Annotated in this window: 20 protein-coding genes and 1 pseudogene; 9 read left to right on the top strand and 12 right to left on the bottom strand. The window is 74.1% G+C overall.

All coding sequences use genetic code 11. From position 1 onward, the window contains the following. Positions 1-86: 86 nt before the first annotated feature. From ABNF97_RS10805 to ABNF97_RS10770, 8 genes are read right to left on the bottom strand one after another with little or no spacing between them, the layout of a single operon-like run. Positions 87-1067 (bottom strand): DNA topoisomerase IB, encoded by a 981-nt coding sequence (locus ABNF97_RS10805; protein WP_349338441.1) that lies wholly within the window; start codon positions 1065-1067, stop codon positions 87-89. Further along, on the bottom strand, positions 1051-2019 hold the full coding sequence (locus tag ABNF97_RS10800) for a glycosyltransferase family 9 protein (protein WP_130460382.1): 969 nt from the start codon (positions 2017-2019) through the stop codon (positions 1051-1053). Before ABNF97_RS10800 ends, ABNF97_RS10805 begins: the two co-directional genes overlap by 17 nt. Then, positions 2016-2729, bottom strand: coding sequence for an SDR family NAD(P)-dependent oxidoreductase (locus ABNF97_RS10795; protein ID WP_130465563.1), 714 nt, complete (start codon positions 2727-2729; stop codon positions 2016-2018). The genes ABNF97_RS10800 and ABNF97_RS10795 overlap by 4 nt, the downstream gene beginning before the upstream one ends. A 50-nt stretch (positions 2730-2779) precedes the next feature. Further along, positions 2780-4354 carry a PfkB family carbohydrate kinase gene (locus tag ABNF97_RS10790; protein ID WP_349338440.1) on the bottom strand — a complete coding sequence of 525 codons (1575 nt, stop codon included), beginning with the start codon at positions 4352-4354 and terminating at the stop codon, positions 2780-2782. Next, positions 4351-5097, bottom strand: coding sequence for a D-sedoheptulose-7-phosphate isomerase (locus tag ABNF97_RS10785; RefSeq protein WP_349338439.1), 747 nt, complete (start codon positions 5095-5097; stop codon positions 4351-4353). Before ABNF97_RS10785 ends, ABNF97_RS10790 begins: the two co-directional genes overlap by 4 nt. Next, a complete protein-coding gene (locus ABNF97_RS10780; RefSeq protein WP_349338438.1) occupies positions 5094-6314 on the bottom strand; it encodes a glycosyltransferase in 1221 nt (406 codons plus the stop codon). The genes ABNF97_RS10785 and ABNF97_RS10780 overlap by 4 nt, the downstream gene beginning before the upstream one ends. Then, positions 6299-7276 carry a glycosyltransferase gene (locus tag ABNF97_RS10775; protein ID WP_130460386.1) on the bottom strand — a complete coding sequence of 326 codons (978 nt, stop codon included), beginning with the start codon at positions 7274-7276 and terminating at the stop codon, positions 6299-6301. Before ABNF97_RS10775 ends, ABNF97_RS10780 begins: the two co-directional genes overlap by 16 nt. Next, positions 7273-8973 carry an HAD-IIIA family hydrolase gene (locus ABNF97_RS10770; RefSeq protein ID WP_502930477.1) on the bottom strand — a complete coding sequence of 567 codons (1701 nt, stop codon included), beginning with the start codon at positions 8971-8973 and terminating at the stop codon, positions 7273-7275. Before ABNF97_RS10770 ends, ABNF97_RS10775 begins: the two co-directional genes overlap by 4 nt. Positions 8974-9373: 400 nt before the next feature. Here ABNF97_RS10770 and ABNF97_RS10765 point away from each other — a divergent pair. Then, positions 9374-10138 (top strand): annotated as a pseudogene (locus ABNF97_RS10765) (polyprenol monophosphomannose synthase); the annotation flags it as partial. A 689-nt stretch (positions 10139-10827) separates the two neighbouring features. Here ABNF97_RS10765 and ABNF97_RS10760 read toward each other — a convergent pair. Continuing rightward, entirely contained in the window at positions 10828-12420 is a 1593-nt protein-coding gene (locus tag ABNF97_RS10760; RefSeq protein WP_502930476.1) for a phytoene desaturase family protein, read from the bottom strand. 114 nt (positions 12421-12534) lie between these two features. Here ABNF97_RS10760 and ABNF97_RS10755 point away from each other — a divergent pair, with 114 nt between their 5' ends. Further along, positions 12535-13974, top strand: coding sequence for an aldehyde dehydrogenase family protein (locus ABNF97_RS10755; RefSeq protein WP_349338436.1), 1440 nt, complete (start codon positions 12535-12537; stop codon positions 13972-13974). A gap of 78 nt (positions 13975-14052) precedes the next feature. Here the strand turns inward: ABNF97_RS10755 and ABNF97_RS10750 are convergent, their stop codons facing one another. Continuing rightward, positions 14053-14475 (bottom strand): ChaB family protein, encoded by a 423-nt coding sequence (locus ABNF97_RS10750; protein WP_130460388.1) that lies wholly within the window; start codon positions 14473-14475, stop codon positions 14053-14055. 293 nt (positions 14476-14768) lie between these two features. Between ABNF97_RS10750 and ABNF97_RS10745 the strand changes: the two genes are divergently transcribed. The 4 genes from ABNF97_RS10745 to ABNF97_RS10730 all read left to right on the top strand — a co-directional run bounded on the left by ABNF97_RS10745 (position 14769) and on the right by ABNF97_RS10730 (position 17201). Then, on the top strand, positions 14769-15755 hold the full coding sequence (locus tag ABNF97_RS10745; protein ID WP_130460389.1) for a YhjD/YihY/BrkB family envelope integrity protein: 987 nt from the start codon (positions 14769-14771) through the stop codon (positions 15753-15755). A gap of 49 nt (positions 15756-15804) precedes the next feature. Continuing rightward, on the top strand, positions 15805-16215 hold the full coding sequence (locus tag ABNF97_RS10740; protein ID WP_130460390.1) for a DUF2795 domain-containing protein: 411 nt from the start codon (positions 15805-15807) through the stop codon (positions 16213-16215). A 61-nt stretch (positions 16216-16276) separates the two neighbouring features. Then, positions 16277-16738 (top strand): SRPBCC family protein, encoded by a 462-nt coding sequence (locus ABNF97_RS10735; RefSeq protein ID WP_130460391.1) that lies wholly within the window; start codon positions 16277-16279, stop codon positions 16736-16738. A 202-nt stretch (positions 16739-16940) separates the two neighbouring features. Then, positions 16941-17201: a hypothetical protein gene (locus ABNF97_RS10730; RefSeq protein WP_130460392.1), complete on the top strand. Its 261-nt coding sequence runs from the start codon at positions 16941-16943 to the stop codon at positions 17199-17201. A 6-nt stretch (positions 17202-17207) separates the two neighbouring features. On the opposite strand, the gene ABNF97_RS10725 is transcribed toward ABNF97_RS10730, so the two are convergent. Next, positions 17208-18419 (bottom strand): MFS transporter, encoded by a 1212-nt coding sequence (locus tag ABNF97_RS10725; protein WP_349338435.1) that lies wholly within the window; start codon positions 18417-18419, stop codon positions 17208-17210. A 154-nt stretch (positions 18420-18573) separates the two neighbouring features. Between ABNF97_RS10725 and ABNF97_RS10720 the strand changes: the two genes are divergently transcribed. Next, positions 18574-18786 (top strand): hypothetical protein, encoded by a 213-nt coding sequence (locus ABNF97_RS10720; RefSeq protein WP_130460394.1) that lies wholly within the window; start codon positions 18574-18576, stop codon positions 18784-18786. Between the two features lie 109 nt (positions 18787-18895). Next, complete coding sequence (locus tag ABNF97_RS10715) at positions 18896-21034, top strand: ATP-binding SpoIIE family protein phosphatase (RefSeq protein WP_349338434.1); 2139 nt, start codon at positions 18896-18898, stop codon at positions 21032-21034. On the opposite strand, the gene ABNF97_RS10710 is transcribed toward ABNF97_RS10715, so the two are convergent. Continuing rightward, positions 21031-21996: an anti-sigma factor RsbA family regulatory protein gene (locus ABNF97_RS10710; protein WP_349338433.1), complete on the bottom strand. Its 966-nt coding sequence runs from the start codon at positions 21994-21996 to the stop codon at positions 21031-21033. The genes ABNF97_RS10715 and ABNF97_RS10710 overlap by 4 nt on opposite strands. A 310-nt stretch (positions 21997-22306) precedes the next feature. Here ABNF97_RS10710 and ABNF97_RS10705 point away from each other — a divergent pair, with 310 nt between their 5' ends. Beyond that, entirely contained in the window at positions 22307-23707 is a 1401-nt protein-coding gene (locus tag ABNF97_RS10705) for a glycoside hydrolase family 6 protein (RefSeq protein ID WP_130460397.1), read from the top strand. Positions 23708-23722 lie beyond the last annotated feature (15 nt).

The raw sequence follows: 23722 nt of genomic DNA, 5'->3' as shown, positions 1-23722 counted from the left end.
GCCGCTCAGGGTTTTCCGGCCGGGGCGTTTGCCGGCTCGACGCGCGGCGTGCCCGGCGGGTGGATCCGATCGATCGACGCGGGTCGCTACCGGGCGAGCAGCGCCAGGACGGCGCGTTCGGCCTCGGCGTCGGTGCTGCCCGGGCCGACCTCGGCGACGGTGCCGCTCCGATAGAGGTCGATCAGACGAGGGTCCACATAGGAGGCCCGAGCCACCGCCGGGGTGTTGCCGAGCCGCCCGGAGACCCGGCGCATCACCTCGGCGATCACCCGGCGCCGGGCGGTCACCGACTGCTGCGGCCCCGCCTCGGCGAGTGCCCGGGACGCCCACAGGGTCGCGTGCCAGGTGCGGAAGTCCTTCGCCGTCATCTCGCCGCCACTCGCCGTCCGCAGGTATTCGTTCACCTCGTCGCTGCGTACGTCCCGCCAGCCGCGGCCGTCCCAGTACCCGAAGAGTCGCTGGGCGGCCCGCCGCCGCCGGCGCAGTTCCCGCAGCACCCGGCAGGCCTCGGTGTCGTCGATCCGCAACACCTGGTCGATGCCACCCTTGGCCGGAAACTCGAAGACCACCGCGCCGTGCCGGGTACGCGTGTGCTCGGGTCGGAGCGTCGCCACCCCGTACGTCGGGTCGTCGCCGGCCGCGTACTGGTCGCTGCCGATCCGGAAGGTGCCCATGTCCAGCAGCCGGGCCACCGTCGCCAACACCCGGGGACGGCGCAGTCCGCGCCCGGCCAGGTCGGCGCAGACCTGTTCGCGCAGTACCGGCAGCCGGGCGGCGACCTCCAGCACGTGGTCGAACTTGGCCTGGTCCCGCCGCAGCCGCCAGGTCGGGTGGTAGAGGTACTGCCGGCGCCCGGCCGTGTCGACCCCGACCGCCTGGATGTGCCCGGCCGGATGCGGACAGATCCAGACGTCCTTCCAGGCCGGCGGGATCACCAGTTCGCGGAGCCGGGTCAGCTCGTCCCGGTCCCGGATCGGCCGCCCGTCGGTGTCCAGGAAGACGACGCCGCGACCGTGCCGGCGCCGGCCGTAGCCCGGGGCCGACAGGTTGCTACGCCGTAACCGCACGGTGGCCCCGCCCCATCCGGTCGACCTCGCCCGCGGCCGCCAACACCTCGTCCACCTCGATCGCCGCGAGCGCCGGATGGACCCGGGACGAGTCGTCCGGGTCTGCCTGGCGCGTCGGCAGCGGGCCCGGCGAGCGGTGCAGGGCCCGATGCCATGGCCGGTCCGGCGGCGGGCCCCAGAGCTGCGGCCGGATCGGTCCGAACAGCACGACCGATGGCGTCCGGTACGCGGTGGCCAGGTGCGCGACACCGGTGTCCGTACTCAGCACCAGGCGGGCGTGCGCGACCACGGCGGCCAGCTCGACCAGGCCGAGCCGACCGGCGAGCACCGCCGTGTTCGGCAGTCCGGCCCCGGTGGCCACCCGCCGCACCAGGTCCCGCTCGTCCGGCGAACCGGTCACCACCACCCGGTGCCCGGCCCGGGTCAGCTCCCGGGCCAGGGTGGCGAACCGGGTCGCCGACCAGCGGCGCGCGGTGCCCTTCCCGCCGGGGTGCACGACGGTCACCCCGACCGGTACCCGCCGGGGCGCCGGGCGGCGCAGGTCCAGGTCGTCCGGGTCGCACTCGACGCCGTACCAGCCCAGCAGCCGGCACCAGCGGCGTACCTCGTGCTCCTCGGCCCGCCAGTACGGGCCGTCGAGGTGACCGGCCTCGGCGCAGTGGAAGCCGCAGAGCCGCCGCGGACCGGCGGAGGCGAGCAGCCGGTGCGACTGCGGCCCCCGGCCGTGCAGGTTGACCGCCCAGTACGGTGCCGGCCCGGCCCAGCGGACCGGGTCCAGCCCGTCGGTCGGCAGCACGTTGTCGACGTCGCCGACCAGCTCCACCAGTGGGGTGAGCCAGCCCGGGGCGGCCACCGTCAGGGTGTGCTCCGGGAACGCGCCGCGCAGCCCGCGCAGCGCCGGCACCGCCGTCGCCAGGTCACCCACCCCGAGCGCCCGCAACACCAGGATCACGGATAGGACGTTTCCCGGTCGGCGCAGACCACCATCTCCCGGATCGCGCACCCGGGCGGCTGGCGCAGGGCGAAGAGTACGGCGTCGGCGACGTGCGCCGGATCGTTCAGCACCGCGTCGGCACCCGGCCGGTACCGCGGGTCGCGCTCGTCGAAGAAGGCCGTACGCATCCCGCCCGGCACCAGCAGCGTCACCCCGACCGTCCCGGCCAGTTCGGCGGCGAGTGCCCTGGTGAAGCCGACCACCCCGAACTTGGCCGCGCAGTACGCGGTCGCGTCCCCGACCGCCTTGACACCGAGGGTCGAGGCGACGGTGACCACGGTGCCGTGCGAGCGTTCCAGGTAGGGCAGCGCGGCCCGGATCACCGCGGCGGTGGCCAGCAGGTCGACGGTGACGACCCGCTCCCAGGTCTGCGCCGGCACCTCGGCCAGCCGCCCCGGTACGTCGACTCCGGCGGCGGTGACCACCCCGGCGAGCCCGCCGGCCTGCTCGGCGAGTTCCCGGGTGGCCGCCTCGGCGGCCCGGGTGTCGGAGAGGTCGCAGTGCACCCATGGCACGGCCCCGGTCGGCGCCTGCCGGTCGAGCACCAGCGGCCGACCGCCCGAGTCGGCGATCGCGGCCACCACCGCCGCGCCGAGCCCGCTGGATCCGCCGCTGACCAGGACCGCCCCGCCGAGCCCTCCGGCGCCGCTGCCGGTGGCGGCCGGCAACTCACCCGGCGGGGGCGCCAGCGCGCCGCCGGCCCCGTCGAGACCGCCGCTCACCGGGCCCGTCCCACCGGTCGGCGGCCGGCCCGGGCGGCGGCGATCATCCCGGTGGTCGAGCGCCCATCCAGATAGGGCACCACCACGGTGTGGCCGCCCCAACGCTGCATGATCTCGGCCTCCGGCAGGTCCGGCCCGTCGGCGCCGGTGCCGTAGTCGCCGCCCTTGACCCAGATGTCCGGCCGTAGCCAGGACAGTGCCGCGTGCGGGGTCGACTCGTCGAAGACGACCACCGCGTCCACGCAGCCGAGCGCCGCCAGCAGCCGGGCCCGGTCGGCGTGCCGGACCAGCGGCCGGTCCGGGCCCTTCAGTCCGGCCACGCTGTCGTCGGAGTTGACGCAGACCACCAGGCAGTCCCCGAGTTGCCGGGCCGCCTCCAGGGTGGCCACGTGTCCCGCGTGCAGCAGGTCGAAGCAGCCGCCGGTGGCCACCACCGTGCCCCCGGCCGCGCGGACCCGGGCGACCACCTCACCGGCGGCCCGGGGGCCGATCCGGTCGCTCCAGTCCACCGCCGTGATCCGCACGGTGTCGGTGTGCTGGGCGCCTCCGGCACGGCTCGGGTCGACCGCACCGGACCGGCCGACCGCACCGGAGCGCCCGACCGGGCCAGCCCCGCGCACCGCGCCGGGCCGGGCCGCCGTCGTCCCCGCGCCGCCGGCCACCGCGACCCGGGCCGGAGCCGCCGGTACGGCGTTCGCCACCCCGCCGGCCGCCACGTACCCGGACGCCTCGGTCACGGCCTGCTGCACCGCCTCGGAGACCAGCGCGCCGTCGGCGAGTGCCACGGTGGCGGCGGCGGCGAACCGGTCACCGGCACCGCAGGTGTCGCCGTCGGCGCAGGTCGGCGACGGCACCACCAGCGGGGTGGAGCCGGCGTGCGCGAGCAGGGCACCCTCGCCGCCCATCGTCACCGCCACCGCGCCGACCCGCCAGCGCTGGCGCAGCGCCTGGGCGCACCGGGCCGCGCTGACCAGTCGGGAGCCGCCGGTCGTCACCCCGGCGAGTTCCCGGGCCTCGACCTCGTTCGGGGTGGCCAGCCGGACGCCGGGCGTCGCCACCGGACCACGCGGATGCGGGTCCCAGACGATCGGCGCGGCGGTGCCGGCCAGCGCGGTACGCAGGGCCGGCAGCCGGGCCACGCCCCGGCCGTAGTCGCTGACCAGGATCCCGGCCGCCCCGGCCAGCAGCTCGAGTACCGCCTCGCTCGGCTCGCCGGGCGGACCGGCCGGCCCGCCCCGGTCGTGCCGGAGCAGCACCCGGCCCCGGGTCCGCAGCCGGACCTTCTCCGGCGTCGCCCCCGGCAGCGCCAGCCCGTAGACCTGCACCCCGGCGGCGGTGAGCAGGTGGCTCAGCCGGGCACCGCCCTCGTCGTCGGCGAGCGCGGTGACCAGGGCGACCTCGTAACCCCGACCGGCGGCGAAGAGCGCGGCCAGCCCCGCCCCGCCCGGCCGGTCGACGCTGTTGTTCTCGTCCAGCACCGGCACCGGCGAGTCCGGACAGAGCCGGTTCACCACGCCCTCGACGTCCCGGTCGAGCAGCGTGTCGCCGACGACCACGATCCTTCCGGTCACGGCGCCTCCTCGGACCCGCCCGGCCGGAGCGTTCCCGGCACCCGCAGCACCAGTTCGTCCTCCACCCCGGACGGGCGTACCGGTCCGGGGCGGCCGGCCGGGCCGGTGGCCGGCGACGCCGCGCGGGCCACCGCCGGGGCCGGGCCGGCATGGCTGGCCGGGCCGAACGGCACCGGCAGGTACGCGTCGACGTAGCCGCAGAGCACGTGCGCCGAGACCAGGTGGAGTTCCTGCACCACCTGGCTGTCCGGGCAGGGTACGGCGAGCACCTCGGTGCAGGCGTCGGCGAGCGGGTTCGGCGTCGGGCCGGTCAGCGCCCAGCAGCGCATGCCCAGCTCCCGACCGGCCCGGGCTGCCCGGACCAGGTTGGCGCTGCGCCCGCTGGTGGAGAGGAGCAGCAGGACGTCGTCGGGTCGGCCGTGCGCGCGTACCTGCCGGGCGAAGACCTCGTCGAAGCCGTAGTCGTTGCCAATCGCGGTCAGCGAGGAGGTCTCGGCGCAGAGTGCGATCGCCGACAGCGGGGCCCGGTCGTCGCGCAGCTTGCCGACCAGCTCGGCGGCGAGGTGCTGCGCCTCGGCGGCACTGCCCCCGTTGCCGGCGACCAGGATCCGGCCGCCGCCGGCGAGCAGCCGGGCCAGTTCGTCGCCCCAGCGGGCCAGCCGGGCGGCCTCGGTCCGGTATGGCACCAGCGCGGCGGCGAGCCCGGCCAGGTGGCGGTCCAGCACCTCCATCGACCCGGTCATCCGGCGACCACCCCGCTCGGCCGGCGCACCTCGCTGACCGCGGTGTAGACGGCGACGATCTGGTCGGCGGTACGCGTCCAGGAGTACCAGCGGCGGGCCCGGTCCAGCGCGGCGGCGGCGTACCCGAACCGGCGTACCCGGTCGGCCAGCAGGTCCCGGACGGCGGCGCCGAGCGCCTCGGGATCGCGCGGCGGCACCAGGTCCCCGGTGCGCCCGTCCACGACCGTGTCGGTGAGCCCGCCGACGGCGGTGCCGACCACCGGTACCCCGCAGGCCATCGCCTCCAGCGGGGTCAACCCGAACGGCTCGTACCACGGCGCGGCGACCAGCACGTCCGCCGACCGGTACCAGTACGGCATCTCCTCGCGGGGCACCGCGCCGATCAGGCGTACCCGGTCGGCCGCCCCGACCTCCTCGGCGAGCGAGCGCAGCCGGCGGACCTGGGGGTCGTGGTCGACCTCGCCGGCCGGTGGCCCACCGACCACCACGCACTCGGCGTCCGGGACCAGCGGCATCGCCCGGATCACGTCCTGGTAGCCCTTCCGTTCCACCAGCCGCCCGACGGTGAGGATCCGGGGCCGGCCGGGCACCCGGGGCACGGCCGGACCGTCCGGCGAGAAGGTCTCGTCGTTGACCCCGGACGGGATCACCGTCATCCGGGCCTGCGGTACGCCCATCCGGACCAGCTCGCGGACCTCGTCCTGGCTCTGCGCGATGACCCGGTCGACGGCCCGGCCCAGCGCCCGCTCGTAGCCGACCCGGCGGGCCGGGCTGGTGTCGGCGGCGCCCTGGTGCCGCCGCTTCACCGTGCCGAGCGCGTGGTACGTCTGCACCACCGGGATCCCGGTCTGCCGCCCGGCGGCGATCCCGGCCAGCCCGCTCATCCAGAAGTGCGCGTGCGCGACGTCCGGCACCCACTCGTCGCCGCGCCAACGCGCCACCAGCCAGCGGCTGAAGTCCTTCATGAACGGCAGCAGCTCGTCCTTGGCGATCGGCTCCGGCGGCCCCGCCGGTACGTGCACCACCTCGACCCCGTCGCGCAGCCGTACCGCCTCCGGCGCGTCGGCACTGTCCCGCCGGGTGTAGACCCGCACGTCGTGACCGGCGTCGGCGAGCGCGGCGGAGAGCTCGGCGACGTGCGTGTTCTGGCCACCGGCGTCCTCGCCGCCGAGCACCGCGAGCGGGCTGGCGTGCTCGGAGATCATCGCGACGCGCATAGTTCCTCCTCCAGCAACCGGTCCCAGTCGGTGAGGAACCGGTCCAGGCCGTACCGGGCCTGCGCGACCTCGCGGGCCCGCCCCCCGAGCTGGCGGGCGGTCTCGGGCTCCGCCACGAGCTGCCGGGTGGCGGCCAGCAGGGTGTCGAGTCGGGTGGAGAGCACACCCGCCCCCGGCGGTACCGCCTCGACCGCCTCGGTGGCGGCGAGCACCACCACCGGCATGCCCATGGCCATCGCCTCGATCAGGCTCAGCCCCAGCGACGTCCACCGGCACAGGTGCAGGTACGCCCGCCGCCGGCCGATCTCCGCCTGCATCCGCCCCTGCGGCAGGTCGTCGTAGACGGCGAGCCGGTCGGCGGGGAGTCCCAGCCGGTCCGGCAGCCCGGCGACCCCCATGCCGAAGACGTCCAGCGGGGCGATCCCGGCGAAGAGTGGCAGCAGGTCGGTGCCGGTGACCCGCCAGCGGCGCACCGGCTCGTTGACCACCACGGCGAGCCGGTCGAGTTCGCCGGTGTGCTGCGCGGTCGGTGCCACGATGCCGTGCTCGACCACGGTGGTCCGGGTGGTGCCGGTGTCCCAGTACAGCGCGTTGAAGTGCGTGACGTGCGCGATCAGCAGATCGTCCCGGTCGGCCAGCGGGTGCCGGCTGTTCGGCACGTCCCCCTGCTTCGGGGTGTTGTGCTCGACGAAGACCGCCGGAACGTCCCGGCCGATCCGCCGGCCCAGCCACTGCGCGACCAGGTCGACCTCCTCCGGCCGTTGCAGGATCACCAGGTCGACGTCGGCGGTGGCCAGCTCCTCCGGGGTCACCTCGTCGACGGTGTCCGGCCACCGGTAGGTGCGGGCCCGGCCCAGGCCGTACGGGCCGCGGTCCGGGGTGACCGGGACGAGGTACCGGTGCTTGCCGTGCACGAAGGCGGTGGTCCAGGAGCCGTGCACGTGCCAGAGCAGGATGTTCACCGCCGCACCTCCTCCGCGCCGGCCAGCGCCACCGCAGCCGACGGCGGCGGGCCCGGCGGTGCCGTCGGGGCGGGGCGAGCCAGGCCACCGCGTCGGGCGGCGGCGCCGAGCAGCCGGACCGCCTCGACCACCTCGCGCGGCTCGATGTCGGACAGGCACGGGTGTCCGGGCACCGGGCAGGTGGTGGCCCGGGTGTGCCGGCAGCCCGCGGCGGCGACACCGAGCCGCACGGTCGGCACCCGGTACGGCCCCCACTGTCCGAACGGGACGGTCGGGGCGAAGAGGCTCACCACCGGTACGCCGAGCGCGGCGGCCAGGTGTGCCGGGCCGGTGTTCCCGACGACCAGGCAACCCGCCCGGGCGATGATCGCGGCCAGCCCGGTCAGCGAGGTCTGCCCGCCCAGGTCGATCCCGGTACGCCCGGCGACCCGGGCGGTCAGCGGCCGCTCCCCGGGACCGCCGGTCACCACCACCCGATGCCCTGCGCCGGTCAGCGCCGTGACGATCTCGGCACACAGTTCGGGCGGGCAGGCCCGGGCCTGCACCGACGACCCGGGGTGCAGCACGACGTACCCCGGCTCCGGCAGGGTGCCGTCGGCGGGCGCCGCACCCGCCTCCGCGCGCAGCCGCAGCACCGGCTCGTCCCCGGGCGGCAGCACGAAACCGGCCGCCGCCGCCAGCGACAGCGCCCGCTCGGCCTCGGGGACCCCCGGCGACACCCGGTGCCGCACATCGAGCAGCGAGCCCGGGTAGTCCGGGCTGATCGCCGAGATCCGGCCCACCCCGGCCATCCGCAGCACCAGGGCGAGCGGCAGCGCGGACTGGTGGAACGAGGTGAACAGCACCGCCTCGTCGGCCCCGGTGTCGGCCAGCCGGGCGGTGAGCCGGTCGACCTCGGTCCGGTCGACCGGGCCGGGTTCCGGGTCGATCCAGGGCAGCCGCCACTCGACCAGCTCGTCGATTCCCGGCAGCAGTTCGGCGGCGGCCCGGCCCCGTGGCCCGCAGAGCAGCACCACCCGGTCGGCACCGGCGGCGACCGCCCGGATCGCCGGGCCGGTCACCAGCACGTCCCCGGCCGAGTCCGGCCGGGCCACCAGCACGCAGCGGGGGCGTCGGGGCGGGGCGCCGGGAGCCGCGCCGCCCAGCGTGGAACGGTGCCGACGGAGGATCAGGTCGACCGCGCCGCGCAGGTCACCGGCGACGGCGGGCGCGGCGGCCACCTCGTCCGGCCGGGTGGCTGGCGTCGGTACCAGTACCGCGCTCGCGCCGGCCGCGCCGGCAGCGGTCATGTCGGCACCGATGTCGCCGACGAGTACGCAGCGGGTCGGCTCGGTGCCGAGCGCGCGGGCCGCGTCCAGGACCATCCCGGGTGCGGGCTTGCGGCAGTGACAGCCACGCGCCCCCGGGGCCGGTTCGGCGTGCGGGCAGACCTGCCAGGTGTCGAAGGGCCCCAGAAGTTCGTCGACCCGGGCATTGACCCGGGCCAGATCGGCGGAACTGAACCGGCCGCGGGCCACCCCGGACTGGTTTGTCACCACCCCCAAGCGCAGCCCTGCGGCACGGAGCCGGTCGAGCGCATCCCGGGCGCCCGGCATCGGCCGGACCAGGGCCGGATCCCCGTTGTACGGCACGTCGTGCACCAGCGTGCCGTCCCGGTCGAAGAGCACCGCGTCGAACAGACCAGCCCTGGCCCACACCCCGGCCGGGCCACCGTGCGGTGCCCCTGACCTGCACTGATGCGGGTCGACCTGGTCGTTGCGCACGGCCGCGGGTTCCCGGGAGCAGGAGGAGTAAACATCAATTCGTCCCGGCCCGCGGGCGCGCCGGACCCGTCCGACGTCCCCGTCGGGCCTGCGGTCCGCTCTGGTCGTCGTCGCGGTCCGCTCTGGTCGTCGTCGCCAGTCGGCATACCCCGGGTGGGTCGCCGCTATCCAGAGCCGAACCGTTACCCGGCCGCCAACCCCGGATTTTCGGGCCGCCAGGTGAGGTTCACCGAGGTGCGGGCCGGTATGCCCCTTCCGGCCCGTGTTGCGGCCCGCGCGTTGTGTCAAGTTAGGCTTTGCCCCTGACCGCTGTCGGCCAACCGAGGATGCCCCGATGATCGAACCCGTGCAGCTGCCATCTCCCTGGCGGGACGTTCGCCTGACCGTCGTCGTCCCCACCTACAACGAGGCGGGGAACCTGCCTGTGCTGGTCGAGCGACTACTCGCATTGCCGCTGCCCGGGCTGCACATCCTGGTCGCCGACGACAACTCCCCGGACGGCACCGGCGAGGTGGCGGACAAGCTCGCGATCGAGCATCCGGACCGGATCCAGGTCCTGCACCGCGCGGGCAAGGAGGGGCTCGGGCGGGCGTACGTCGACGGGATGACCCGGGCTCTGGAGTCCGGTGCGGAGTACGTCGCGCAGATGGACGCGGACCTGTCCCACCCGCCGGAGGCGCTGCCCGGGATGCTCGGTTCACTGCTCTCCACCCGGGCCGGTGTGGTGATCGGCTCCCGGTACGTCCCCGGCGGGCAGCTCGACGAGGCGTGGCCGCTCTACCGGCGGGCGCTCAGCGGTTGGGCCAACTTCTACGTGCACACCCTGCTCCAGGTGCGGATCCGGGACCTCACCGCCGGCTTCAAGATCTGGCAGGCGGACGCGCTGCGCGACATCGGCCTGCACCGGGTGCAGTCCAACGGATACAGCTTCCAGGTCGAGATGCACTACCTCGCCACCAAGCTCGGGCACACCATTCTCGAGGTGCCGATCCGGTTCCAGGAGCGCCTGGACGGCGACTCGAAGATGACCACCGCGACCAAGATCGAAAGCGCCCTGATGCCGTTCAAGCTGCGCGGACGGCACCGCAACATCACCCGGTCACCGAAGGCGCCCTCCATGGTCGGGGACCCGGCGTCGACCGAGGTTCCGGCATCGACCGTGCCGCCGGCACCCGCTCAGGTCACGGAGCCCGCCCAGGTCGCGGCACCCGCCAAGGTCACGGCGCCCGCCCAGGTCACGGAGCCCGCCCAGGTCACGGAGCCCGCAGAGGCCGTGCAGCAGCCGGCCGAGGTCACCGATCAGCCTGCCAAGGCGAAGCAGTCGACCAAGGTTACGGAGGAGGCGGCCAAGGCGGACGAGCCGGCCAAGGTTACGGAGGAGCCAGCCAAGGTTACGAAACCGGTGAAGGCGACGAGGCCGAGGGCCACGAAGTCGACCGACGGCACGAAGCCGGCGAAGGCTACGAAAACTACGAAGGCAACAAAGGCCACGAAGGCCACAAAGGCTACGAAGGCTACGAAGGCCTCGAGTGCTACTAAGGCAACAAAGGCAGCGAAGGCGGCAAAGGTCGCCGAATCGGTGCAGGTGGCTGAGCCGGTCGAAGCCATCGAGCCGGCGCCGGTCGGCGAGCCCGCGACCGTGGCGGAGCCGGTAACGGCCAGCGAGCCGGCAACGGTCGCGGAGCCGGCCGTGGCTGCCGCGTCTGACGAGAGCGGCCCCGCCGACAAGGTACCCGCGGCGCCGAGGCCGACCCCGGGTAAGCGCGGGTCAGGGGTGAGCGGCGCGGATCAGGCGTAGACGGCGCGCTGGGCCCGGGAGAGGACGGCGGCGTACGCCCCGCCGGTCAGGGTACGATCCCGGGCCAGTGCCGCTCGCGCCGCGTTCGCCCCGGGGCCGCCGTGCACCCCGCCGCCCGGGTGTGCCGATGCACTGGCCAGGAACAACCTGTCGATCGGGGTGTCCGCCCGGCCGAGCCCGGGCACCGGGCGGAGGAAGAGCTGCTGGTACGCGGCGGAGGTACCTCCGCCCACCGCGCCGCCGACCAGGCTCGGGTTGCCGGCCGCCAACTCGGCCGGCCCAGCCACGTGTCGTGCCCTGACCAGCCGTCCGAAACCGGGGGCCGCCCGTTCCAGCACCGCCTCGATCCGCTCGACGTGCGCCCCGACCTCCTCCGCCCGCCAGCCCCGCCGGAACGGCAGGTGGGTGTACGCCCAGAGCGACTCGGTACCGGCCGGCGAGCGGCTCGGGTCCGCGACCGTCATCTGTCCGGCCAGCACGAACGGCTCGGCCGGCACCTCGCCCCGGTGCAGCGCGGCCGCGTACCGGCGCAGCTCGGTGACGTCGCCGCCGAGGTGCACGGTGCCGGCGCCGGCCACCGCCGGATCGCGCCACGGCATCGGCCCGGTCAGTGCCCAGTCCACTTTGACCGTGGAGCCGTCCCACCGAAAGTGCGCCAGGTCGTCCACCAGCCGGGACGGCAGCCGCCCGGCACCGACCAGGTCGAGGAAGAGCGCCGGGGCGGGCACGTCGGCCAGCACGGCGCGGCGGGCCCGCCACAGCAGGCCGTCCGCCGAGCGCACCCCCACGGCCCGGTTCCGGGCCACCAGCACGCGGTCGACCGGAGTGCCCGTACGCAGCCGGCCGCCCCGGTCCCGCAGTCGGGCCAGTAGCGCGTCGGTGATCCGCTGTGCCCCACCGACCGGTACCGGCCAGCCGACCTGTTGGCCCAGCATGGCCAGCAACCAGCCGTACACACCGGAACCGGGCTCGTCCGGAGTGAGATCGGTGTGCAGCGCACAGCCGGTGAGCAGGGCCGGGCCGCCCGATCCGGTGAAGAGTTCCGCCCCGAGTCGGGCGCTGGGCAGCACCAGCCGGCGGGCCAGCCGGAGCATCCCGGCCGTACGCAGCCGGCGGGCGAGCGCCAGGCCGCCGCGTACCGGCGGGAACGGCGTGAAGAGCGCGTCGAGCAGGGGCGCGGAGATCTGCCGCCACTGCGCGTACGCCTCGATCCACCGTTCGTCGTCCCCGGCGCCGAACCGCGCCAGCGAGGCGGCAGTGACCTCGGGATCGCGGTCGAGCAGTACGGCGTCGTCGTCGGGAAACAGGTGCGCCAGCACGTGCGGGGCATGCCGCCAGGTCAGTCCGTAGCCGTCCAGGCCCAGCCGGCGCAGCACCGGCGAGGCGTAGCCGAGCGGATAGAAGGCGCTGTAGAGGTCGCTCAGGTAACCCGGGGCGGTCACCTCGGCCGACCGGACCGCGCCACCCGGCTCGCCGGTCGCCTCCAGGACCAGCACGTCCCACCCGGCATCCGCCAGCAGATTCGCGGCGACCAGGCCGTTGTGTCCCGCACCGACGACGACCGCGTCGGCGGTTTCCCCCAGCGCCGTCACCCGAGCACCCTATCCCGCCCGGCCTGCCCGGCCGGCTTGATCACCCGCCGGAGTGCCGGTGGCGGGAATGGTTTGGACCCCCCGGACCGGGGCAAACTGCGCTCCATGTATCAGGTGCAGCAACTCGTCGCCGGGGTGTGGGACGGCAGTGGCGATGCGGGATGGTTGACCGTGGTCGATCCGGCCGACGGTACCCCGGTCAGCCGGGTCCCGGTGGCCACCGGGGCCGAGGTCGAGGCGGCGGTCAAGGCGGCCAGGTCGATGGCCCCCCAGTGGGCCCGGACCACACCCGCCGACCGCGCCGCTGCGCTGCACCGCGCCGCGGACGCGATCGAGGCGTGCGCGGAGCGGCTCGCCGAGGCGGAGACCGCCGAGATGGGCCGACCGCTGGCCGCCGCCCGCGCCGGAGTCCAGGCCGGTGTGTCGACGCTGCGCCAGTACGCCGAACTCGCCCCCGTGCGGGGCGGTCGCACGCTCGACGGCGACCCCGACGCCATCGATCTGATGGTGCCGCAACCGCGCGGCGTGGTCGCCGTCGTCACGCCGTGGAACGACCCGGTCGCGGTCTCCTGCGGGCTGCTCGGCGCGGCCCTGGCCACCGGGAACACCGTCGTCTACAAGCCGAGCGAGCGGAGTACGGCCAGCGGTTGGCTGCTCGCCCGGCTGCTCGACGAGCACCTGCCGTCCGGGGTGCTCTCCCTGCTCACCGGCGATGGATCGGTAGGTGCCGCGCTGGCAGAGCAGAAGGTCGATGTCGTCGCGCACGTCGGTTCGAGCGCCACCGGACGGTCGATCGCCGCCGCCTGCGCCCGCTCCGGCGCCAAGGCGCTGCTGGAGAACGGCGGCAGCGACCCGCTGATCGTCGACGGTGACGTCGACCCGCTCTGGGCCGCCGAGCAGGCCGCGACAGGTGCCTTCGCCAACGCCGGGCAGCTCTGCGTCTCGGTGGAGCGGATCTACGTCCTCCGGCCGGTCTCCACCCCGTTCCTCGCCGCTCTGGTGGAACGGGCCGGGGCGCTGCGGCCCGGACCGGGCCGCGACCCGCAGCACGACCTCGGGCCACTGGTCGACCGGCGACACCGTGACCAGGTGCACGGGCAGGTCGAGGCGGCGGTGGCGGATGGTGCCGGGTTGCTGTGCGGCGGCACCGTTCCGGACGGGCCCGGTTCCTTCTACCCGCCCACCGTGCTCGCCGACTGCACCGACCAGATGGCGGTGATGCGGGAGGAGACCTTCGGCCCGGTCGCCCCGGTGATGGTGGTCGACTCGTTCGACGAGGCGCTGTCCAGGGCGTCTTCCTCGCCGTACGGGCTGGCGGCGACAGTGCTCACCGGATCGATGAGCCACGCGCAGCGGGCCTGGCGGGAGCTGCCGGTCGGGACCGTGAAGATCAATGCCATCTTCGGCGGGGCACCCGGCGGCGCCGCCGAGCCTCGGGGCTGCAGCGGTCAGGGCTTCGGGTACGGCCCGGAGCTGCTGGACGAGCTGATCGCCACCAAGGTCGTACACATCGAGGGACCGGGTGGGGAAGGCGGCCGGTGGTGAACCCCGCGGCCCCGCCGCGCCCAGCGCCCGTGCCCCTCCCCGAACCCATGCCCCTCCACCGCTGATCCGCCCTGCGGCTCAGCGGCGGTTCCGGCTCTTCTCCCGCCCACGGGAGGCGGTGGTCTTCCGGTTGTTCGCCTTCTGGATCGCGTCGACGAGTTCGGCCTTGGTCATCCGGGACCGACCCTTGAGGTCGAGGCGCCTCGCCACCTCCATCAGGTGTTCCTTCGGGGCGTTGGCGTCCACCCCACCGGCGGTCGGTGCGCGCCGCGCCGGCCCACCGCCGGCCGCCTGCTCGTCACTCGGGCCCTTGCGCCCCTTCGGCTCCCAATGGTCACCGACCTTCTCGAACGAGTGCTTCAGCGCGGCGAACGCGGTCCGGTGCGACCGCTGCCCCTCGCCATAGGTCTCGACCGCCGAGTCGTGGGTCTTCGCCCAGGTCCGCTGGGCCTTCTGCGGGGAGCGTCGCAGGGTGCTGGGCAGAACCTCGCGTCCGGGCATGATCTTCCTCCTCCGGATCGTTCCTGTCTCTCGTATCGTCGACTGTCTCCGTGCTTCGGTTTCCCGAGCCACCGCCGACAAACCCGAACCCGACCAGCCGACAAACCCGAACCCGACCAGCCGACAAACCCGAACCGGACCCCCGCCCGGCCACCCGCTGTCGGTCCCCACGGCACCGGAAGTTTGTCCGATTCCCGCGCTGGGTACCGGGCAGCCCAACCCGGCCGCGACGCAAGCAGCCCAGCCGCGACGCAACCAGTCGGCTTGGCCGACAACGCAGACGAGGGGGGAACATGACGTCGACCACCGAGCCGGTCCCGGCGGTACGCGGTCGGGACCGGCGCATCCCCCGCCGGCTGCGCCAGTTGCGCTGGTCGACCTGGCGCGGGGTCCTGGTGCAGAGTGTCCGGAACTTCCTGCGGGACAACTGCGCGGACTGGGCCGCCGCACTGACCTACTACGGGGTGCTGGCGCTGTTCCCGTCCGCGATCGTGATCGTCGCACTGGTCGGCCTGGTCTCCAACGGCGAACGGACCATCGACACCATCGCCGGGCTCGCCGAGGACATCGGCGCCGGCTCGGTGGTGGCGAACGAGGGCGTGCTGAACGTCCTGCGGGACGTGGTCAACAGCCAGGGGTCGGCGAAGGTGCTGCTCGGCTTCGGTGTGCTGGCCGCGCTCTGGTCCGCCTCGGGCTACGTCGGCGCGTTCACCCGGGCCTCCAACGCGATCTACGGGGTCGCCGAGGGGCGCCCCTTCTACCTGCTGCGTCCGTTGCAACTCGGGCTGACCGCGATCGCGCTGATACTGCTGGCGGTGGTGGCCACCGGGCTGATCGTGAGCGGCCCGGTCACCGAGGCGGTCGGCGACCGGCTGGGGATCGGCGACGCCCCCCGGACCGCCTGGACGGTGGCGAAGTGGCCGGTCCTGGTCGCGATCATGATGCTGCTGCTCTCGCTGCTGTTCTGGATCGCCCCCAATGTCCGGCAGCCCCGGTTCCGCTGGCTCACGGTCGGCGGTGCGGTGGCCCTCGTCGCCTGGGGCGTCGTCTCGGCCGGTTTCGGCTTCTACGTCTCCCGGTTCGACTCCTACAACGTCACCTACGGCAGCCTCGGTGCCGTCATCGCCTTCCTGGTCTGGCTCTACCTCTCCAACTGCGCGGTGATGCTCGGCGTGGAGATCAACGCCGAGTTGCAGCGTGGCCGGGCCCGCCAGGGCGGCGCGGAGGAGCCGGTGGATCCCGCACTACCGCCCAGGTCACCGGCGGACGAGCCGCGGTGAGGCCCCGGTATTCCGTTTAGCGCGATTCCCCTCGGGTAGCGGATTAGACATGGAACGTGGGAACAGCAAGCACGGCCCCCGGCTGGACGAGCAGTTGGACCGGGAGGTGCAGGGCACCGTACAGGGCTCGGTCGGCGGCCGCGCGCAGGAGTGGCGCGACCCCGAGCCGGCCGGCGAGGACCAACCCGGTCTGACCAGGGCGCCCAGCAACGACACCAGGTCCGGCGCTCCGCAGGGGATGACCTCGGAGGAGGTCGAGCAGCGGAGCCGGCTGGGCCGGTTCATCCCGCTCTCCGCCCTGCCTGGTGACCGGGAGGGACTGCGCCGTAGCGCCGAGGAGAACGAGGCGCCGGACGAGGTCCTCGCCCAGTTGGACCAACTGCCCCCGGATACCCAGTTCCAGACCGTATCCGAGGTGTGGGCCGCGCTCGGACACGCGAACGAGACCCATCGCTGGTGACGTCCCCGGGCTCACCGGCCCGGTGGCGCAGGAACAGACCGACCGACAAGGAGGATGCCAGATGAGTGGCGTGACCAAGTCCGTCGATGTGGCGGTGCCGATCCGGACCGCGTACGACCAGTGGACCCAGTTCGAGGACTTTCCGCAGTTCATGGAGGGCGTCGAGGAGGTCCGGCAGATCTCGGACACGATGACGCACTGGAAGGTCGAGATCGGTGGGGTCAACCGGGAGTTCGATGCCAGGATCACCGAGCAGCTGCCCGACGAGCGGGTGGCGTGGACCTCGACCGACGGGACCCGGCAGGCCGGCGTGGTGACGTTCCACCGGCTCGACGAGAACCACACCCGGGTCACCGCGCAGATGGAGTTCGAACCGCACGGCATCACCGAGAAGGCCGGTGACAAGCTCGGCATGGTGGACCGGCGGGTCGCCGGTGACCTGAACAGGTTCAAGGAGTTCATCGAGCGGCGCGGCACCGAGACCGGTGCCTGGCGCGGCGCGGTCGCCCGGCCACAGCCGTAACCCCGGTCCGGGTACGACGCCCGGTGGCCGCCGGAAGGGGTACGCCCCCGCCCAGCGGCCACCGTCGTCCGCCCGGGCGGACGACGCCGTTCCGCCCGGGCGGCCGGACGCCGTTTCGTCCGGGTGGACCCGGTCCGGGTACCGGAGGTTCGGCGCGACCGGCGGTGTTTGCCCCTCGGGCGGGCCGGGTAGGGCGACAGGCATGACCGACAGGGACAGGCACGCCTGGCGCGACGAGGACCGGTTGCCGCTACGGGATCTGGAAGGGGCGATGGGTGCGTCGACGCCCGACGGGCAGGTCGACGACGTGACCGGCAACGACGCGGGCGCCGAGTCGGCGTTCGGGCACGGCGCGGAGGCGGACGACCCCGACGGGTCGTACGACGAGGAGCAGGCCGCGCAGCGGACCGACGACCAGCGCCGGTACCGGCCGTCCACCACCGGGCGCAGCGGGCCGCACTGACCCGGCTCAACCGGCCGGTACGGGGTGCCGGGCCGCCCGCCGGTTGGACGCCCAGTACAGACCGATCATGGTCAGCGAGAGCAGTACCAGCGCCGGTCCGAGCACCGCCACCGAGGTACGCCCGATCAGCACCCCCAGTGCGCCCGGGATCAGCGCCCCGCCCAACCCGGAGGCCCCGATCTGCAACCCGATCGTCCGATCCGCGTGCTGCTGCCCCACCCGATCGGCGGTGGTCAGGGTGAGCAGCGGGAAGACCGCCGCCGCGCCGAACCCGACGACGGCGAGGCCGGACACCGCCAGCCAGCCCGGCCCGGGGATCGCGACGAGCCCGGAGCCGGCCGCCATCGCGTACATGCTGCCGCGCAGCACCGTCCGGGTGCCCAGCCGCTCGGCGATCAACCCCTGCACCACCCGGCCGACGAAGAGGCTGCCCCAGTAGAGCGAGACGCAGAGGCCGGCCACGGTTCGGCTGACCCCACGGTCCTCGGTGAGCAACAGGAAGGCCCAGAGTCCGGCACCCACCTCGATCGCCACGTACACCGCGAAGGTCAGGGCGCCGAGCCAGACGGCCGGGATGGCCAGGGTGGCACCGATGCGTACCGGCTCGGCGGGCGCCGCCGGTTCATCGATCGCCTGGTCGGCGGGACGCCGGCGCTCCCAGGTCCGGACGGTCAGCACGAAGGCCAACGCCAGCCCGGCCTGGGCGGCGGCCACCATGCCGTACCCCCAGCGCCAGCCCAGCCCGACACCGAGCGCGGTGGTCATCACCAGCGGCCCGATCGCGACGCCGAGGCCGAAGCAGGCGTGCAGCCAGTTCATCTGGCGCGGTCCGAACGCACCGGCGGCGTAGGCGTTCAGCCCGGCGTCGATCGCGCCCGAGCCGAGGCCGAGCAGCAGCGCACAGCCGATCATGACCGGCAACGCTGGCGCAGCGGCATAGCCGGCGAGCGCCAGGCTGGCCAGGGCGGTGCTACCGGCCAGCAGCCAGCCGACACCGACCCGGGCGATGCTGAACCCGGCCACCACACTGGAGACGAGGTAGCCGACCGTACCCGAGGTGAGCAGCAGCCCGACCACCTCGGTCGGCACCCTCAGCTCGACGGTGATCGACGGCCAGCCGACCCCGAGCAGGCCGTCCGGGAGACCGAGGCTGACGAAGGCCAGATAGGCCAGAACGAGTACGGCGAGACCCGTCCTGCGACGGGAGGGAGTGGACACGTCCGCCGATCATGCCGGACGGGCGGACCCCGGCCAACGCCCGACCCGCGAGGAATGCCTACCGGCCCCGCAGAGCCGGATCAACGGGACACGTGCCCTGAATTCGTCCGAACGGACGACCGGCAGCCGGGATCCGGCGAGGCAGAATTTCGGGATGCGTCAGGCTCCTGGTTTCCTCTCCGTCCGTCAGCGTCGCCTCGCATGGCTCGCCTTCCTGATCACCGCGGTGCAGGCGCCGGTCTCGGCCGGCCTGGTCGACGACGGCTCCTGGTTGTTCAGCCTCTGCGTCTCGCTGATGGTCGCCACCGTGATCCTGGCCGACGATGCCATGCGGCGCCGGCCGGCGGACGCCGGCTCGATCGAGTAGGTCAACCAACCACCGCCCGCGGCTGCTCCAAGCCGGGCGGATCACCGCGCGGGCCGTGCCCGGACCGCGTCCGACGGGCGGATTCGGCGGCTCCGGTTAGGCTGCTGGCATGCCAGGCACGGTCGGGCGGGTACCCGCTCCCCCCTCCACCGTGGCCGATGCGCCGCCGACTCCGGTTCCCGCCGTCGGGCCATCGGCCGACGGCCGCTGGTCGGACACCCCGCTGGGCCCGCCCGCCCGCTGGGATCCCGCGCTGCGGGCGGCCGTCGACCTGGTGCTCTCCGCCCCGGTGCCGATGGCCCTGGCGTACGGTCCGCAGCTCGCGCTCGTCTACAACGACGGCTTCGCCGACCTCATTTCGGCCCGGCACCCGGACGCGTTCGGCCGGCCGGCGGCCGAGGTCTTCGCCGAGGTCTGGCACGTGCCGGGCGTCGGCGACGTGATCGAGCGGGTCTACCGGACCGGGGAGCCGTTCCTGGAGCGGGACAGCCCGCTACCACTGGTCCGCGACGAGCTCGGCATCTCGGAGCAGTCCCTTCCGGTTCGCGGCCACTCGCCGGTCCGGGACTCCACCGGCACCATCGTCGGGGTGCTCACGGTGGCCACCGAGGCAACCCAGGTCACGCAACGCCTGCAGAACCTCAGCGAGCTGGCCTCGGCGCTGGCCGGGACACTCACCCTCGACGACGTCGCACGGGTCACGTTGCGTAACGCCAGCACGGCGTTCGTCGCCGACCAGGTCGAGTTCGGGGTGGACGACGGCAGCGGCTGGCGGTTGGTCCGGCGGGTCCGGGGCGAGGTGCTGGACGAGGCCGACGAACGGCTCCCCCCGTTGTGGCGCCGGCACGGTGCCGACTCCCGCGCCCCACTGGTGCGCACCGCCGACAGCGGTACGCCGAGCTTCGCCAGTGACGGCCAGCCGCTGCTGGACAGCGCGGTCGACCGGCACGACGAGAAGATCAGAGCACTGGCCGCGCTGCCGCTGCGTACGCCGGCGCTGCGCGGCGGGTTGACCGTCGGCTACCGGCGGCCGCACCGTTGGCCGCCGGCCGAGCGCGCCCTGCTGGCCGCCTCGGCGGAGTTGGTGGCCCAGGCCGCCGAGCGGGCCCGCCGGTTCGAAACCCAGCACGGCACGGCGCAACTCCTCCAACGCAGCATGCTGCCGGAGCACCTGCCCGACCTGCCGCTGCTGCGGATCGCCGCCCGGTACGACGCCGGGGTCGACGGCAACGCGGCCGGCGGCGACTTCTACGACGCCTTCGCGCTGCCGGACGGGCGGTTGGCGGTGGTCCTCGGCGACGTCGCCGGGCACGACGTGCAGGCAGCCGCGCTGATGGGGCAGGTACGCGCCGCGCTGCGGGCGCTGGCCCTGAGCGACCCCGATCCGGTTCCGGTGCTCGCCGGGCTCGATCGACTGGTGGCGAGCCTGAGCGCGGAGGCGCACAGCGACGAGCTCTTCGTCACCGTGGTCTACGGTCTGATCCAGCCGGAGACCGAGCGGCTGACGATCGCCAGCGCCGGCCATCCGCCGCCGCTGATCCGGCGCGGCGCCCCCGGGAAGCCGGGCACCGCCGGGTACGTCGAGGTGCCGCCCGGGGTGCCGCTCGGACTGCACGGGCACCGGACGGCGGTGACCGTGGACTTCCCACCGGGCGACACGCTGCTGCTGTTCAGCGACGGTGTGGTGGAGCGGCGGCAGCGGAGTCTGACCGACGGGTTCGCGGCGCTCGCCGGCACCGTGGCCGGGGCGGCGACCGGTGACCCGCGTACGCTCTGCGCGCTGGCCAGCGGCGCGGTGCCGGGCAGCACCGAGGACGACGTCGCGGTCCTCGCCGTCGAGCACGCGAGCACGCCCAGCCGGTCGGCGAGCATGGAGGTGCCGGCGGAGCCGACCGCGCCGGGCCGGGTACGGCACTGGATGACCGGCCAGCTGAACCTGTGGGGGGTGCCCGAGCAGGTGGTCGGCGCGGCGGTGCTCTGCACCAGCGAGTTGACCACCAACGCGCTGCTGCACGCCGGCACCGCCGCCCGGGTGGAGATCGACCTCAGCCCGGAGCGGTTGCTGGTCTCGGTCGCCGACAGCGGCACCCGGGGCGCGGTTACCCGGGCCCGGACCGAGAAACTGAGCAGCCGGGGCCGGGGTCTCGGGCTGATCGAGCAGCTCAGCGACGCCTGGGGGACCGATCCGACGGTACGCGGCTCGACGGTCTGGTTCGAGATGATGATCCCCCCGACGGCCGGTGCCTAACCGGTCGGCGGCTGGGCTCGGCGGTCCATGTGCAGCCGGACGGTGGTCGAGGTGCTGTCGGTGTGCACCTGGACCAGGTCACAGAGGTAGTTGACCAGCAGCAGGCCGCGCCCGGTGTCGCTGACCGGCGACGGCGGGAGGCGACCGGCGAGCCGGTCGGTCAGCACGCTGGAGCCGGTGATCTCGCAGACCAGTCCGTCTCCGTCGGGCCAGACCCGGACCACCGCCGGCCGTCCGGAGTGCACCACGGCGTTGGTGGCGATCTCGTTCGCCGCCAACCGCAGGTCTTCGACCTGATCCCGGTCGAGCCCGGCCTCACGGGCCAGCGCGGCGACCATGGCCCGCATCCCGGAGAGGCCGGCGGCCTCGAAGAACAGCGTGGAAGCCGTCGACGGCGGGGCCGGAAAGGGGAGGTTCAACGAGTCGACCACGCCCTCCGGGCGGCCGTATCCGGCGCTGGCCCGCCGGTCACCGTCCCGGATCAGGAAGGGGTGGGTGCTCGCCGCGTCGGCGATGACGTCGGCGTCCAGCCGCGCCGCGTCGTACGGGCAGAGCACGCTGGCCGCCCGGTCGGCGAGGGCGATGTTGATCAGGGCTTCGTGCTGAACGCACCGGGGGTAGGCCAGCGCCGAGCGGCCGGGCCAGACCGGCTCCCCGACGACGCGTACCCGGGCCGGCGCGTGCTCCTCGACGAAGGCGTGCAGCACACCGGGGATGATCCACCCCGGGTTGCGCCCCTCGCGGGCCATGTCCACGAAGCGCAGCTCGGTGCCGGCGCCGAGGGTGGCGCGCAGCAGGTCGAGCCGGATGCCGGGCACCGCGACCAGCACCGGTTCCCCGGCACCGAGCCCGGCCTCCACGAAGGATCGGATGCCGCTGACGTAATCGTCGTCGGTCCGGTAGAACAGGGCGTCGTGCCGCAGGGTGCCGGCCTCCGGCCGGGCGGCTCGTTCGAAGTTCATCGCCCACCGACCGTACGCGACACGTCCACCACCCACCTCCGTGCAGCAGCGTACGCGGCACCGGCAAATTCCGGCCACGCAGAGTCAACGGACCGGTTCGCAGGGGTGTGCCGGCGCCGTGCCGAAGTGCCGCGGACTGCCGATGCGGCCACCGGGAAGACTCCGGGCACAAGCCGCTGACCTGCGGTGATGACGGACGACGGAAACCGGGGCTTCACACGGACGCAACATGGCCTTACCGTTGTCGATGTCTATGGGAGCGCTTCCAGTGATGCCCCTCGATCTCCCACCACCTCGAAGGGAGTACCGCATGCACCTCAGACCCGCGCTCGCCGCGGTCGGTGCCGTCGCCGTCACGGCACTCGCCGTGACGACAGCGGTCGGTGTCGGCCTGTTGAACCCTACCCCGGCCAAGGCCGCCGACTCGGCCTTCTATGTCGACCCGGACACCAGTGCCGCCCGCTGGGTCGCCGCCAACCCCAACGACTACCGTGCCGCCGTCATCCGGGACCGGATCGCCAGCGTCCCGCAGGGCCGGTGGTTCACCCAGAACAACCCCGGAACCGTACGCGGTCAGGTCGACGCCTTCGTCGGCGCCGCGGCCGCAGCCGGGAAGATCCCGATCCTGGTGGTCTACAACATCCCCAACCGGGACTGTAGCGGCGCCAGCAGCGGGGGTCTGCCCAGCCACACCGCCTACCGACAGTGGATCGACCAGGTGGCCGGCGGCCTGAACGGGCGACCGGCCAGCATCATCCTCGAACCCGACGTACTCGCGCTGATGTCGAACTGCATGAACTCCTCCCAGCAGGCCGAGACCCAGGCGTCGATGGCGTACGCCGGCAAGGCGTTCAAGGCCGCCTCCAGCCAGGCAAGGGTCTACTTCGACGCGGCGAACTCGGCCTGGCTCAGCCCGTCCGCGATGGCGTCCCGACTGGTCGGGGCGGACATCGCCAACAGCGCGCACGGGATCTCGGTCAACGTCTCCAACTACCGCACCACGGCCGAGTCGGTCAACTATGCCAAGGCGGTGGTCGCGGCGACCGGCGCACCGAACCTGAAGATCGTGGTGGACACCAGCCGGAACGGCAACGGCCCGGATCCCCGGAGCGAGTGGTGCGACCCGGCGGGTCGGGCGATCGGCACCCCGAGCACCACCCAGACCGGCGATTCGGCGGTCGACGCGTTCCTCTGGATCAAGCTGCCGGGCGAGGCGGACGGTTGCATCGCCACCGCCGGCCAGTTCGTCCCGCAGCGCGCGTACGACCTGGCGATGGCGGCCCCCAACCCGCCCACCACGCCGCCGACGACCGCACCCCCGACAACGGCGCCGCCGACGACCGCGCCCCCGACGACCGCGCCGCCGACAACGGCGCCCCCGACCACCCCGCCGGCCGGTACCAGCTGCCAGGTGACCTGGACGGCCAACGCCTGGACCGGCGGATTCACCGCCGAGATCCGGGTGACCAACAACGGGCCGGCGATCAACGGCTGGACCCTGACCTTCACCGTCGGCTCCAACGTCCGGTACAGCAACGGCTGGAACGGCGCCTGGAGCCAGTCCGGCACCCAGATCAGCGTCGGCAACGCGGCCTGGAACGGGTCGCTGCCGACCGGCGGCACCACCAGCGTCGGTTTCCAGGGCACCTACAGCGGCACCCTGGGCACCCCGACCGGTTACACCCTGAACGGCAACGCCTGCACGAGTTGACCCCCGCCACCCCCG

Origin of the sequence: Plantactinospora sp. B6F1 (assembly GCF_040120695.1) — a bacterium.
Classification (GTDB): Bacteria; Actinomycetota; Actinomycetes; order Mycobacteriales; family Micromonosporaceae; genus Plantactinospora.
Note: the sequence above shows the minus strand (reverse complement) of the source record. Positions and strands in the feature narration are given on the sequence as shown.